General features: G+C 64.6%; 13 protein-coding genes. 5 read left to right on the top strand and 8 right to left on the bottom strand.

Annotation, left to right across the window (positions count from 1 at the left end; all coding sequences use genetic code 11):
• Nucleotides 1-10: 10 nt before the first annotated feature.
• Both LZ536_RS03680 and LZ536_RS03675 read right to left on the bottom strand, forming a co-directional pair.
• Nucleotides 11-559 (bottom strand): YybH family protein, encoded by a 549-nt coding sequence (locus LZ536_RS03680; protein ID WP_249846939.1) that lies wholly within the window; start codon nucleotides 557-559, stop codon nucleotides 11-13.
• 75 nt (nucleotides 560-634) lie between these two features.
• On the bottom strand, nucleotides 635-1,033 hold the full coding sequence (locus LZ536_RS03675) for an acyl-CoA thioesterase (protein WP_249846938.1): 399 nt from the start codon (nucleotides 1,031-1,033) through the stop codon (nucleotides 635-637).
• A gap of 135 nt (nucleotides 1,034-1,168) precedes the next feature.
• On the opposite strand from LZ536_RS03675, the gene LZ536_RS03670 reads away from it, so the two are divergent.
• Nucleotides 1,169-1,867, top strand: a complete 699-nt coding sequence (locus tag LZ536_RS03670) for an NAD-dependent deacylase (protein ID WP_249846937.1) — start codon at nucleotides 1,169-1,171, stop codon at nucleotides 1,865-1,867.
• Here the strand turns inward: LZ536_RS03670 and LZ536_RS03665 are convergent.
• The 4 genes from LZ536_RS03665 to lepB form a co-directional block, all read right to left on the bottom strand.
• Nucleotides 1,864-2,883 carry an alpha/beta hydrolase gene (locus LZ536_RS03665; RefSeq protein ID WP_249846936.1) on the bottom strand — a complete coding sequence of 340 codons (1,020 nt, stop codon included), beginning with the start codon at nucleotides 2,881-2,883 and terminating at the stop codon, nucleotides 1,864-1,866. The two genes, LZ536_RS03670 and LZ536_RS03665, sit on opposite strands and share 4 nt — an antisense overlap.
• 70 nt (nucleotides 2,884-2,953) lie before the next feature.
• On the bottom strand, nucleotides 2,954-3,847 hold the full coding sequence (gene era, locus LZ536_RS03660; protein WP_249846935.1) for a GTPase Era: 894 nt from the start codon (nucleotides 3,845-3,847) through the stop codon (nucleotides 2,954-2,956).
• Complete coding sequence (gene rnc, locus LZ536_RS03655; protein WP_249846934.1) at nucleotides 3,844-4,506, bottom strand: ribonuclease III; 663 nt, start codon at nucleotides 4,504-4,506, stop codon at nucleotides 3,844-3,846. The genes era and rnc overlap by 4 nt, the downstream gene beginning before the upstream one ends.
• Nucleotides 4,503-5,333, bottom strand: a complete 831-nt coding sequence (gene lepB / locus LZ536_RS03650; protein WP_249846933.1) for a signal peptidase I — start codon at nucleotides 5,331-5,333, stop codon at nucleotides 4,503-4,505. The genes rnc and lepB overlap by 4 nt, the downstream gene beginning before the upstream one ends.
• A gap of 77 nt (nucleotides 5,334-5,410) precedes the next feature.
• On the opposite strand from lepB, the gene pgi reads away from it, so the two are divergent.
• The 4 genes from pgi to LZ536_RS03630 are packed head-to-tail and all read left to right on the top strand — an operon-like array spanning nucleotide 5,411 to nucleotide 11,076.
• A complete protein-coding gene (pgi, locus tag LZ536_RS03645; RefSeq protein WP_249846932.1) occupies nucleotides 5,411-6,925 on the top strand; it encodes a glucose-6-phosphate isomerase in 1,515 nt (504 codons plus the stop codon).
• Entirely contained in the window at nucleotides 6,922-8,262 is a 1,341-nt protein-coding gene (gene gorA / locus LZ536_RS03640) for a glutathione-disulfide reductase (RefSeq protein WP_249846931.1), read from the top strand. The genes pgi and gorA overlap by 4 nt, the downstream gene beginning before the upstream one ends.
• A gap of 19 nt (nucleotides 8,263-8,281) precedes the next feature.
• Nucleotides 8,282-9,868, top strand: coding sequence for a phytoene desaturase family protein (locus LZ536_RS03635; protein WP_249846930.1), 1,587 nt, complete (start codon nucleotides 8,282-8,284; stop codon nucleotides 9,866-9,868).
• Nucleotides 9,865-11,076 (top strand): CaiB/BaiF CoA transferase family protein, encoded by a 1,212-nt coding sequence (locus LZ536_RS03630; RefSeq protein ID WP_249846929.1) that lies wholly within the window; start codon nucleotides 9,865-9,867, stop codon nucleotides 11,074-11,076. Before LZ536_RS03635 ends, LZ536_RS03630 begins: the two co-directional genes overlap by 4 nt.
• On the opposite strand, the gene LZ536_RS03625 is transcribed toward LZ536_RS03630, so the two are convergent.
• Nucleotides 11,073-11,801: a hypothetical protein gene (locus tag LZ536_RS03625; protein ID WP_249846928.1), complete on the bottom strand. Its 729-nt coding sequence runs from the start codon at nucleotides 11,799-11,801 to the stop codon at nucleotides 11,073-11,075. The genes LZ536_RS03630 and LZ536_RS03625 overlap by 4 nt on opposite strands.
• Nucleotides 11,798-13,021 carry a toxic anion resistance protein gene (locus LZ536_RS03620; RefSeq protein ID WP_249846927.1) on the bottom strand — a complete coding sequence of 408 codons (1,224 nt, stop codon included), beginning with the start codon at nucleotides 13,019-13,021 and terminating at the stop codon, nucleotides 11,798-11,800. Before LZ536_RS03620 ends, LZ536_RS03625 begins: the two co-directional genes overlap by 4 nt.
• Nucleotides 13,022-13,065: the final 44 nt, after the last annotated feature.

Below are 13,065 nucleotides of genomic sequence, written 5' to 3'. Positions count from 1 at the left end.
CCGCGAAAGTCTAATGCGTCGCGTTGTCGGCCGCTGGCGTCGCCGTCGCAGCCGTCGCAGCCGCGGCATCGGCTGCCGGCCCTGCCGTCGTCATATCCTCGATCGCTTTCCAGCTGCCATCGGCAGCCTTGCGATAGACGGTCAAATAGGTGCCGCTCTCGGTTTTCGGCTTTTTCGTCGCCGTGTCGGTGAAGGTGATCGTGTAATGGCCGCGGCTGGAAGCCAGCTCGCCTGAATCGGCGACGGTGATTCGGTCGCTGGCGAATTCGACCTTCAGAGCCGGGTCGGCCGCGACGCCTTCCAGCATCGTCTTGCGGGCTGCGATATCGCTCGCCATCGCCATGCCGAAACCGGCAACGGCTGCATCGTCGTCATATTCAGCCTGGAGCGCCGCTGCGTCGCGCTTGTTATAGGCCGCCATCCAACCCGTTTCCTTGTCGCGAATGGCTTGCTCTACGGCAGCCTTGTCGACTTTTTGAGCCGCCGCCTTGTCCTCGGCTGGTTTGCAGGCCGTCAGGCCCAACGCCACGCCCACGAGCAAATATGTCGCTGTTCTCATGATTGCCCCCTTGCGTCATGCACGAGTCGGTGCGGCGGCGAGACAATCACCGGCCGGTGTCGTGCGCAAGCGGGGTCAATCCTTAGGCAGGAACCTTGCGACGATATCGCGCGCCAGTCGCGCGGGCCGCAGCGACGCCGCATCGAGGCAGCACCAGGTGCTCTGCACTTCGGCCAGCACGTCCTCACCGCGCTTGATGACGGTCGTGAACAGGGCCCTCGCGCCCTCGACCTTCTCGGCGATGACATCGGCGAAGACGATATCGTCCAGGAAGGTTGGCCGCCGGTAAGAGATCTCGTGCTTCAGCGCGACCCAGAGGTGGCCTGCGATGGCGTCAGGCGGGGCCAGGCTCTCCCAGTATCGCACCACCGCTTCCTGCACCCATTTCAGGTACACGCTATTGTTGACATGACCCATGTGGTCGATGTCCTCGGCGTGGATGCCGATCGGGTGATGGTAGGCCTGGCTCACCATAGACGTATAACGCCTATAACTGACATTGGTGTCAATAATATTACTTGAGCTGGCAAACTTTGCTGCCGCGACGGTTGATCGCGGAGTAAACCGCCGCCTGTTGCGTCTCCCCTGAGACAGAATATTGGTCGGGCGATGGACGTCCGCAACATCGTCATCCTGACCGGCGCGGGGATCAGCGCCGACAGCGGCCTCGCCACATTCCGGGGCGCCGACGGCCTGTGGGAAGGCCATCATGTTGAAGATGTCGCGACGCCCGAGGCTTATCGCCGCGACCCGGCGCTGGTGCATCAATTCTACGACGCGCGCAGGGCGCGGCTCTCTGAAGTCGAACCCAATGCCGCCCATCATGCGCTGGCCCGGCTCGATGCCGAATGGCCGGGAGAGCTGCTGATCGTCACCCAGAATGTCGATGACCTCCATGAGCGGGCAGGGGCCAAGCGCCTGCTCCACATGCATGGTGAGCTGACCAGCGGCTGGTGCCTTGCCTGCGACCAGCGCTTCAGCTGGTCCGGCCCGATGGGCGAGGGCGCGAGTTGCCCGTCCTGCCAAACCACCGGCCAGGTCCGTCCCGACATCGTCTGGTTCGGCGAAATGCCCTACGACATGGAACGCATCGACGCCGCTCTCCGCAATGCCGACCTCTTCGTCTCGATCGGAACCTCAGGTGCGGTCTACCCGGCCGCCGGCTTCGTCCAGTCCGCCCGCTATTGCGGGGCCCACTGCATCGAAATGAACCTGGAACCGAGCCAGGGCAGTCTTTTCTTCAACGAAACTCGTCTTGGGCGCGCCAGGGACCTTGTGCCCGAATGGGTCGAAGAAGTGCTCGCCTAACCCCGTATGCGATAGGCCCGTTCGGCCCGGATCACGTCGCGATTGGGGATCAGCGCCGAATCCACTCCATGCAGTGTCGCCCCAAGGTCGGCGCTGACCGGCGGGCAATTGATGAAGAAGGTGTGGCGGGAAGTCGCGTCGGCGGTGGCCGCGACGCGGCTGCAATCGACCGTGACGACCTTCTTGGGCAAGAGGTCGAGCATGCGCGGGCCGTCGGCGCCAAGCCGGTCGGGATTGGCCTTGGTCTTGTCGGAGATGAAGAGGGCTCGGTCGCCTTCATTGTGATAGACGGTCACCCGGCGCCCCAGCCTGGGCAAGAGCCGCAGTTTCTGGTCCGTCTCGAAGGCGTCGTCGTCCTCGTCGGGAGCGGCGAGGATGATCTCCTGGAAGACCCGCAGGAGCCTCGTCGGGTCCTTGGCGATCAGCGCCTGGAGGCCGTTGCGGAGCACATAGGCGCCCATGCTGTGGGCAAGCAGGTGTAGCGCCTGCCCGCAGACTTCCGCCTCAGGCATTTCGCCGAAGAAATCGACGAGTTTCAGGAATGCCCGCGCTACCGCTGCTCCCGATGAGCGGGCGTCGTCGCGGTCGCTGTAATAGGACATCCAAGGGATCATCTTGCCGTCGGACGGCCAACTGAACACGACGACATTCACCGGCTTGCCGTTGATGATCGTCTGCGTCGAGATCCGCGAGGCGGCGAGCAGCGCGTCGCTGAAGCTCTCGTTGAAGCCGTGGATGAAGACGACGGTGTCCCTGCCGCCCTTGCTCATCTGAGCCTTCAAATCGTCGAAGAAGGCGGCGCTGCCCACCTTGATGAAACCGCCCGCGGGATCCTTGGCCGGCGTTTCGGAATAAACGTTGACCTGCGCTGCCCGCCCAGCGCCGGGCTCGAAATCCGCCCAGCCGTAGCGAAGCGCCGCGACCCCATCCGGATTGAAGCGCGCGCCGAACACCGCCGTCTTGTTGTCCGGCTGCAAATTGCGGTTGGAGATGAAGAAAACTCGTGCCCTGGCCATGACGACCCCCTTGCCCGAGCGGCCGGGAATCTGCGCCTTTCAAGCGGACAGTGCAAGCTTCAGCTCGCTGTTAGCCGACCCACTCGAGCCCGATTTCCTTGTAAAGGCCGCGATCCTCGTCCCAGCGCGGATTGACCTTCACGTGCAGGAACAGATGCACCTTGCGGCCGAGATGCTCTGAAATCTCAGCCCGCGCGGCCGCGCCAATGGCCTTCAGCTTGGATCCACCCTTGCCGAGAACGATGGCTTTCTGGCTGTCGCGCTCGACCAGGATCTGCTGGTGGATGACGGTCGAACCGTCCTTGCGGTCTTCCCATTTCTCCGTTTCGACCGCTGACGCATAGGGTAGTTCGGCATGCAGTTGCAGGTAGAGCTGCTCGCGCGTCATTTCCGCTGCGACCATGCGGTCGGTCGCATCGGAAAGCTGGTCTTCGGGATAATGCCACGGCCCCTCGGGCATGGCGTCGGCGAGATGCTGCTTGAGGTCCGCGACCCCGTCGCCTTCGGTCGCCGAGATCATGAAGATTGCTTCGGGCTTGAACCGCTCCGACAGCTTCGCCGCCAGCACCAGCAAATCGTCCTTGTTGGTGATGTCGACTTTGTTGAGGACGATGACCTTCGGCTCGCTCCGCTTCTCGAAACCTTCCAGCGCCGCCTCGACCCGCGCGCCGACCTTCGCCGCCGCATCGATCGTCAGCAGCACCCGGTCCGCCCCGACCGCACCTTCCCAGGCCGCCGCGACCATCGCCCGGTCGAGCCTGCGGTTGGGGTCGAAAATGCCCGGAGTGTCGACCAGCAGCATCTGCGCGTCGCCCTCGATGGCAATGCCCATCAGCCGCGCCCGCGTCGTCTGCGCCTTTGGGCTGACGATCGCGACCTTCTGCCCGACCAGCGCATTCACCAGCGTCGATTTGCCGGCGTTCGGCGCGCCAAGCACCGCCACCAGGCCGCAGCGCTGGGTCAACGCAATTTCTCCAGCAACGCCGCGGCCGCCGCCGTCTCGGCGTCCTGCTTGCTCTTCGCTTCCCCTTCCGCCTCGCCGCCATTCTTGACGGAAACCCGGACGCGGAAGGTCGGCGCATGATGCGGGCCGGCGCGGCCGATGACCTCATAGACCGGCGGCGCAAGGCTCATGTCAGCGACCAGTTCCTGCAAAGCCGACTTGGGGTGCTGCGGGGCGCGCTTCTGGCTATCGACATAGCCGCCCCAGGCCGACCGGATGAAAGCCTCCGCCGCCTCGAATCCCGCCTCCAGGAACAGGGCCCCGATCAGCGCCTCGACCACATCACCGACGACATTGTCGCTGTCGCTGGCGCGGTCCTCGCGCGCCTGCTTGCCGAGCTTGATCTGCCCGGGCACGCCCAGCGCCCTCCCGACCTCGGCGCAGGTCTCACGCGCAACCAGGGCATTGTACCGCCGCGACATCTGGCCTTCCGGTTCGCCGGGAAACCGCTCGTAGATCCATTTCGACACGGCAAGGCCAAGCACCCGGTCGCCCAGGAATTCCAGGCGGTCGTAACTGTCCTTGCCGACGCTCGCATGCGTGACCGCGCGCTCGTACAACGCCAGGTCGCCGGCCGGACGCCCCATGGCCTTTTCGATGAACGCCGCAAAATCGCTCATGGACGGTAACCCTTGCCGATACGCTCCGGCCGAAGGGCCGTGAACCAGGTCCAAGGCAGCCAATAGCTGGCACTGCCGTCGGTTGACCAGAAGGCGAAGCCGGCGCGGCCGACGATATGATCGATCGGCACCGGGCCGAGGCCGCCCTCGTAAGGCTGATATCGGCTGTCCAGGCTGTCGTCGCGGTTGTCGCCCATCAGGAAGACATGGCCAGCCCGCACCTTCACAGGCCCGAAATGGTCGCCGCGGGGATCGTCGACCTGGTCGATCACCAGCCAGTTGCGACCGTCCGGCAGCCGCTCGCGATAGACAGGATACCGGCAGAGCGTCTCGCCGCCAGCCTCGACCACCTGCGCCTCGGCGCCCTGGGCCACCCGGCAGGGGCTGTTGGGGCTGACCGGCACACCGATCATGTCCTCGCTCTCCTTGGGGATGCGCTGGCCGTTAATGACCAGCTGGCCGTCATCGACCGCGATCGTGTCGCCGGGCAGGCCGATGACCCGCTTCACCCAGTCCTCGTCCGATCCCGGCCGGCTGAAGACGACGACGTCGCCGCGCTTCGGCATGCCTGCGAAGATGCGCCCCTTGAAGGCCGGGAACTGGAACGGGAAGCTGTATTTCGAATAGCCGTAGGGCCACTTTGTCACGAACAGATAGTCGCCGATCGCCATGGTCGGCAGCATCGATCCCGATGGGATGCTGAACGGGGCGATGATCAGGCTGCGGAGGATCCACGCGCCGATCGCCAGGAGCACATAGAATCGGATTTGCGGCCACAACCCGCGCTTGGCGGAGGCCCTGTCGGTCTCGGTTACGGCGTAAGACATTGGCGGCCTTGTTTCGACCCGCCCGCTTCAGGTCAAGCGGGGTGGCATTTGGCATTGCAGGCTCTAAGAGGGCGGCGATGAGCGAACGGGCCAAAAGCGGCGATCCCTGGGCGAAGATTGAAGGCCATGAGCTGGTGCCGCTCGGCGATCTGTTTGTTGCCGAGCCCGACCGCCTTTCGCGCCTGTCGCTCGACATCGCCGGCATTCATTTCGAATGGTCGAAGACCCACCTCGATGCGGCGCTGATCGACGCGTTCGACAACCTCGCGGAGGCGCAGGACCTGGCCGGTGCTCGCAATGAGCTGTTCGCCGGTACCATCGCCAATGTGAGCGAAGGCCGCGCCGCGACCCACGTCGCCGAGCGCGGGCAGGGTGATCCGGCTCATGTCGCCCAGGCCGCCGGCCGCCACCAGCGCATGCGCTCGCTGATCGACGCCATCGAAGGCGGCGCATTCGGCGAGGTCCACAGCGTCCTGCATATCGGCATCGGCGGCTCGGCCCTGGGGCCGGAACTGTTGCTCGACTCATTGGGCCGCAACCTAGGCGGCTATGGCGTCAGCGTCCTCTCCAACATCGACGGCCAGGCGTTCGACGACGCCGTCGACCCGCTCGATCCGGAAACGGCGCTGATCGTTGCCGTCTCCAAGACCTTCACGACCTCGGAAACGCTGCTCAACCTCGAATCCGCATTGAAATGGCTGAAGGATGCCGGGATCGACGATCCCTATGGCCGGGTCATCGCCATCACCGCCAATCCGGACGAGGCGCTGCGTTTCGGCATCGACGAAACCCGTATCCTTCCCTTCGATGAAGGCGTCGGCGGCCGCTACTCGCTCTGGTCGGCGGTCGGTTTCTCGGCGGCTTTGGCGCTCGGCTGGCAGGCGTTCGAGGAATTGCTCGAGGGCGCAGCCGAGATGGACCGCCATTTCCGCCTCGCTCCCCCCGCCGCGAACGCGCCGATCCTCGCCGCTTTCGCCGATTTGCTCTATCGCCAGAAGCTCGGCTGCCAGTCGCGCGCCGTCTTTGCCTATGATGAGCGGCTTCGCCTGCTGTCTTCATACCTCCAGCAGCTGGAGATGGAATCGAACGGCAAGTCCGTGAGCGAAAACGGCAAGCCTCTCGGACGGCCGTCAGCCCCTGTCACCTGGGGCGGCGTCGGCACCGACGCGCAGCATGCCGTCTTCCAATTGCTCCACCAGGGCAGCGACACGATCCCTGTCGAGTTCATCGCCGTCACTGAGCATGAAGACGGGCAGGACCCCGCGCACCATCGCGCGCTGCTCCTCAATGCCTTCGCCCAGGGAGCCGCGCTCATGGCGGGCGAGCAGAGCGATGACCCCTATCGCGCCTGCCCCGGCAACCGGCCGTCCGCGACCATCCTCCTCGACCGTCTCGACCCGCGGACGCTTGGCGCGCTGATCGCCTTTTACGAACACCGCGTCTTCGCCAATGCGGTCCTGCTCGGCATCGACCCGTTCGATCAGTTCGGCGTCGAGCTAGGCAAGCGCCTGGCGCGCCAGCTCGGCGAACCGGAATCCCGCGACGGCTTCGACGCGTCGACACGCGCGCTCATCGAAAGGGCAGGGCTTTGAGTGAATTCGACCTGTTCGTCATTGGCGCCGGTTCCGGCGGGGTCCGCGCCTCGCGGATCGCCGCCGCGCACGGCGCCAAGGTCGCAGTCGCCGAGGAGTTCCGGGTCGGCGGCACCTGCGTCATCCGCGGCTGCGTGCCCAAGAAGCTGCTCGTCTACGGCGCGCATTTCGCCGAGGATTTGAACGACGCTGCCATGTTCGGCTGGGACGTCCCCAAGTGCGAATTCAGCTGGCCCGTCTTGCGCGACAATGTCCTTGCCGAAGTCGGCAGACTCGAGGGGCTCTATAAGCAGACCCTCGACAACCATTCCGTGAAGATCTTCCATGAACGTGCCGAGCTGACCGGGCCCAACAGCGTTCGCCTCTCATCGGGCGAGGAAATTCGGGCCAAGCATATCCTGATCGCCACCGGCGCACGCCCGGCCATGCCGGACATCGAGGGCATCGAACATGCGATCACCTCGAACGAGACGTTCCTGCTCGAACAGCTTCCGAAGCGGATCGTCATCGCCGGCGGCGGCTACATCGCCAACGAATTCGCCGGCATCTTCCACCAGTTCGGCAGCCATGTGACGATCGTCAATCGGTCCGACGTGATCCTGCGCGGCTATGACGAACAGATCCGCGACCGCCTGCTGCAGATTTCGCTGACCAAGGGCATCGAATTCCGCTTCAATTCGATCTTCAGGAAGATCGAGAAGCGCGACGACGGTTCGCTGTTCCTGACCATGGAAGGCTGCGACCATATCGAGGCGGATGCGGTCCTGTTCGCCACCGGCCGCCAGCCGAATGTCGAAGGCCTCGGCTGCGAGGCGGCCGGCATCAAGGTCGGCGAAAAGGGCGAGATCATGGTCGATGAGGACAGTCGCACCAACGTGCCCAGCATCTACGCCGTCGGTGATGTCACCGACCGCGTCCAGCTGACGCCCGTAGCCATCCGCGAGGGCCATGCCTTCGCCGACACGGTCTTCGGCAACAAGCCGTGGCGGGTCGACTACAATTGCATCCCCAGCGCCGTGTTCAGCCACCCGCCCTTGGCCGGGGTCGGCATGACCGAGGGGCAGGCCCGCAACAAGCTCGGCTCCGTCCGCACCTACACCTCCGACTTCCGGCCGATGAAGAACGTGCTTGCCGGCCGCAACGAGCGCTCGCTCTACAAACTGGTCGTCGATGGTTCGAACGACCGCGTTGTCGGCATCCACATGATCGGCCCGGACGCGCCGGAGATCCTCCAGGCCGCGGCCATCGCTGTGAAGGCCGGCCTCAAGAAGGCCGATTTCGACGCCACCATTGCGCTCCACCCGACCATGTCGGAAGAGCTTGTGCTTATGCGTTAAGCTCGTTCCGGGGGACCATTTGCAGCACGACGCGATCATCATCGGGGCCGGCCACAATGGCCTTACCTGCGCTTATTATTTGGCGAAGAAGGGCCTCAAGGTCGCGGTCCTCGAGGCCTCGGCGAATGTCGGCGGTGCCGCGATCACCGACGAGTTCCTGCCCGGCTTCCGCAACAGCGCCGCCAGCTACACCGTCAGCCTGCTCAATCCCAAGGTCATCCGCGACATGCAACTGGAGCGGCATGGGCTGAAGGTGGTGCTTCGCAAGCTCGACAATTTCCTGCCCGGCGACGGCGCCTATCTGCTTGCCGGCCGTGGCGGGCTAACCCGCAAGGAAATCGTCCGCCACAACGCCGCCGACGGCGACGGCTACGACCGCTACATGAAGGAGCTGGAGACGGTCGTCCCGCTGATCCAGAAATGGATTTTGCGGACCCCTCCCAACGCTGGCTCAGGAGTGCGCGGACTGAGGGCGCTGGCCTCGATGGGCCGTGACCTTGCTGGTTTGAAGACCGACGAAATCCGCATCGTCCATGAATTCGCCACCAAGAACGCCGGCGACATTCTCGACCGTCACTTCAAGGGCGACCTTGCCAAGGCCCTGTTCGGTTTCGACGGCATCGTCGGCAACTTCGCTTCACCCTATACGCCTGGCACTGCCTACGTGCTTCTCCACCATTTGTTCGGCGAAGCCGCAGGAGTCCCCGGCGCTTGGGGCCATGCCATCGGCGGGATGGGCTCCATCACCCAGGCCATGGCTCATGCCTGCCGCGAAAAAGGGGTCGACATCCTGCTTGGCCATCCGGTCGAGGAAATCATCATCGACAAAGGGCGAGCCGCGGGCGTTGTTGCAGGCGGCAAAGCTTGGCGTTCGACAATTGTTGCCGCAGGCGTAAATCCACGCCTGCTGTTCGACCGACTGGTGCCAAAAGGCGCGGTAAATCAGACGTTTGAAAGCCATATGGAGCATTGGTCTTGCGAAAGCGCGACCTTCCGGATGAATGTCGCACTGTCGGAATTGCCCAAGTTCACCGTACTTCCGAAGAAAGGCGATCATTTGACAGCCGGCATCATCATGGCGCCGAGCCTCGATTACATGGATCGCGCCTTCGTCGATGCGAAGAAGGACGGTTGGGCGAAGCAGCCGATCATCGAGATGCTGATTCCCTCGACCCTCGACAAGACACTCGCGCCCAAGGGCAAGCATGTCGCATCGCTGTTCTGCCAGCACTTCCGTTACAATCTTGGCCCGGGGCGCAGCTGGGACAAGGAAAAGGACAAGGCGGCCGACCAGATCATTGCGACGGTGGATGCGCACGCGCCCGGATTTGCCGCCTCGGTCCTCGGCCGCCAGATCCACTCACCCCTCGATCTCGAACGGCGCTTCGGCCTGATCGGCGGCGACATCTTCCACGGCAAGATGGGCCTCGACCAATTGTTCAGCGCCCGGCCGATGGTCGGCCATGCCGATTACCGCATGCCGCTGAAGGGCCTCTACCTCTGCGGCTCGGGCGCGCATCCTGGCGGAGGCGTCACCGGCGCTCCCGGCCATAATGCAGCCCGCGCCATCCTCGCCGACCGCAAGCCTTGGCGCCGTCGCCGTTGAAGCCGCTCGACGGAATCCGCGTCCTCGATTTGAGCCGCGTCCTCGCCGGCCCCTGGTGCACGCAATTGCTCGCCGATTTGGGCGCGGAAGTGATCAAGATCGAACGGCCCGGCGCCGGCGACGACACACGCCACTGGGGTCCGCCGTGGCACAGCCATGGGGACGAGAAGGTCGCCGCCTATTTCCTCGCCGCCAACCGCGGCAAGAAGTCCGCCGCCATCGATTTCTCCCAGCCTGAAGGAGCGGCGCTCGTCCGCAAGATGGCGGCGGCCAGCGACGTCGTCGTCGAAAACTTCAAGGTCGGCGGCCTCGCCAAGTTCGGCCTCGATGCCTCGACCCTCCGTGCCGCAAATCCGCGCCTCGTTTACGCGTCGATCACCGGCTTCGGGCAGGACGGCCCCTACGCCGATCGCGCCGGCTACGATTACATCATCCAGGGCATGGGCGGGTTGATGAGCATCACCGGCCTGCCCGACGGCGAGCCCGGCGGCGGACCGATGCGGGTCGGCGTCGCTGTCGTCGACCTCTTCACCGGCCTCTACGCCAGCAACGCTGTCCTCGCCGCGTTCAACCAGCGCCATGTGACAGGGGAGGGCGCGACCATCGATTTGTCGCTCTTCGACACCCAGCTCGCGATGCTCGCCAACCAGGCGACCAATGCCCTCATCTCGGGCAAGGATCCGCCGCGGCAGGGCAATACGCATCCCAATATCGTGCCCTACCAGCCGTTCGAGGCCGCCGATCAGCCGATCATCATCGCCGTCGGCAACGACCGCCAGTTCGCCCGACTCGCGGACCTGGTCGGTGCCCCCGAATGGGCAAACGACGCGCGCTTCGCCTCCAACGCCGACCGCGTCGCCAACCGCAACATACTCGTGCCGCTGATCGCCGAACGCATCGCCAGCAAGCCCGCAGCAGAGTGGCTCGACAGGCTCGAAGCTGCGGGCATCCCGGCCGGACCGATCAACCGCATCAGCCAGGCCCTCGGTGACCCTCAGGCGGAGCACCGCAAAACCGTCCGCCATTTCGGCTCCGGCGCGCTCGGCGAAATCCCGACCGTCGGATCGCCACTGCGTTTCAATGGCCAGCGCGCCGACGCCGATCTCCCGCCGCCCGCGCTCGGCGAGCACACGGACCAGGTTTTGACGGAGTTCGGGCTAGGAGCAGCCGAAATCGAGCGCCTCCGTAGCGCCGGTGTCATCGCCTAGTCGATCTTTTCCTCACCGTAGCGGGTCTGGATGAAGCGCCCTTGCGTCTCGAACGCAGCCATATCGGCCTTCGCCAAACTCTCGGAAATATCGGCCAGCGCCTTCCGGCCCGCGTTCAAGGCTTCGACCAGCCGCCCGTCGACACTGACACCTTCGCCATCCAGCTCCCCGCGATAGGCGGGTGGCACGTGCAGATATCTGTCGATCAAGCCGGGCAAATGCACCGACATCAACCGCCGCGCGTCCTGCGCACTGGGGTCGAGTGTCGGCAGCCGCTCCAGCGTCTTCTTGAGATCCGGCAGCGCCGCGGACATTTGGTCGATCTCGGCCTGCGCAGGGGCGGGCAGGGCCGCCCGCGTCCGGTAGATATAGCTGTCGAACCTCTGCACCATTTCGCCGTTCGGCAGGTCCGGCGTAACTTCCGGCTTGGCGATTTCCTTGCCGCCGGAAAACGCGATGGCCGCGCCTATGCCGATCGCGAGCCCGACCGCAGCGAGGAACCCGAACATGCCGATCGGCGTCACGAGCCCTACCAATATCGTCAGCACGCTGATGACGCCGACGGCGAGGCCGATCTTGACGATCGTCGCGACCAGCCCCTCGTTCAGCCGCTTGAGTTCGCGCCTGCGCGCGTCGCGCACCAGCCCGCTGCGGCTATCCAGCTGCGCAGTAACGCGGTCGAAGCGTGCGACCGCGCGGTCAACCTTGTCGGTTACTCCGGTCATTTGCTCTCAATGGGCGTGAACGGGGATGCGGCGCTTTCCAGCTTGTTCTGCGCCACGCCCTCGGCCCGCGCGATATAGCCCTTCGATTTCTCGACCTCGTTCCCCAGGGTATCGACCGTCTGCTTCATGTTGGCGAGCGCCGTCAGCTTGAACTGGTCGATCTGGTCCATCGTGTCATAGATGTTCTGGAAGGCGCGCTGCAGCGTCTCCAGCGGAATCGTCGAGCTTGCCGCCTGCTCGTGGATCGCGCCGGTCTGCGTCCGCAGCATTTCGCCGGTCGAGTCGATCATGTTGGCGGTGGTGGTGTTCAGCGCCGTGACCTGCTCGAGCACCAGTTTCTGGTTGGTCATCGCCTGGGCGACGGTCACCGCCGTCCTCAGCGCCGACACCGTCGTCGTCGACGCGCGGTCGACGCCCTTCACCAGCTCGACATTGTTCTTCTTGACGAGGTCGAGCGCGAGATAGCCCTGCACCGTCACGGCCATCTGCGTCAGCAAATCGGTGGTCCGCTGCCGCGTATAGAACAGCGCGGTCTCGCGGATCGCCTTGGCCTTGGCCGGCTCGGTCGCGTCAAGCTCGTTGGCCTTGTCCTCGAGCTTCGCGTCCAGCGCCTTGGAGATGTGGATCATCTGCTCCAGGCGGTGCATCGTCTTCCAGAGGCCCGCGCGCTCGGTGTCGATGGCGGCATTGTCCATCAACAGCTCGTCCTTGCCATTCCCCAGTCGCCCGAGGATCGCCGAAATGTGCGTCTGGGAGCTGCGATATTTGTCGAAATAATTGTTGATGCGGCGTCCGAAGGGGATGATCCCCAGGAACTTGCGGGTCGTCAGGGACTTGCTGTTTTCCTTGGGGTCCAGCTCCTCGACGGTGCGGCGAAGCTCGACGAGGTCGGCGCCGATGCCGGTGTCGCTGTCGATCGCCTTCACCGGCCGGTCGAGGAAGCGGTTCGAGGCATTGGCGGCTTCCGCGATTTCCTTGCGGCCCATCGCCGTCAGTTGGTCGACCTTCTTGCCGAATTCCGGGCTGTTGCTGTCCAGCGCCGCCAATTCGCTGACGAATTTCGCGACCTTGTCGTCGAGTTCGCTGGTCTCACTGTCCTTCAGCGGCACCAGGCCCGCGGCCTCTTGCACGGCCACCGGCTGCAGCGCCTCGGGCGGGTCGAGCTTCAGCTTGTTCGCCGTCTTCGTCGTCGTTTCCGTGCCTGCCGGATCACTGGCCATTTGTTCGTCTCCCTGCCCGCGCAAACTGCGCTTCCAGCGATGAA

This window comes from Sphingomonas alba, assembly GCF_023516555.1.
GTDB classification, from domain to species: Bacteria; Pseudomonadota; Alphaproteobacteria; order Sphingomonadales; family Sphingomonadaceae; genus Sphingomicrobium; species Sphingomicrobium album.
Note: the sequence above shows the minus strand (reverse complement) of the source record. Positions and strands in the feature narration are given on the sequence as shown.

Coding starts and splice junctions, on each gene's coding strand:
- rnc (WP_249846934.1), bottom strand. CDS start 4,506: ATGAGCGATTTTGCGGCGTTCATCGAAAAGGCCATGGGGCGTCCGGCC.
- LZ536_RS03665 (WP_249846936.1), bottom strand. CDS start 2,883: ATGGCCAGGGCACGAGTTTTCTTCATCTCCAACCGCAATTTGCAGCCG.
- LZ536_RS03620 (WP_249846927.1), bottom strand. CDS start 13,021: ATGGCCAGTGATCCGGCAGGCACGGAAACGACGACGAAGACGGCGAAC.
- pgi (WP_249846932.1), top strand. CDS start 5,411: ATGAGCGAACGGGCCAAAAGCGGCGATCCCTGGGCGAAGATTGAAGGC.
- LZ536_RS03680 (WP_249846939.1), bottom strand. CDS start 559: ATGAGAACAGCGACATATTTGCTCGTGGGCGTGGCGTTGGGCCTGACG.
- lepB (WP_249846933.1), bottom strand. CDS start 5,333: ATGTCTTACGCCGTAACCGAGACCGACAGGGCCTCCGCCAAGCGCGGG.
- LZ536_RS03670 (WP_249846937.1), top strand. CDS start 1,169: ATGGACGTCCGCAACATCGTCATCCTGACCGGCGCGGGGATCAGCGCC.
- LZ536_RS03675 (WP_249846938.1), bottom strand. CDS start 1,033: ATGGTGAGCCAGGCCTACCATCACCCGATCGGCATCCACGCCGAGGAC.
- LZ536_RS03625 (WP_249846928.1), bottom strand. CDS start 11,801: ATGACCGGAGTAACCGACAAGGTTGACCGCGCGGTCGCACGCTTCGAC.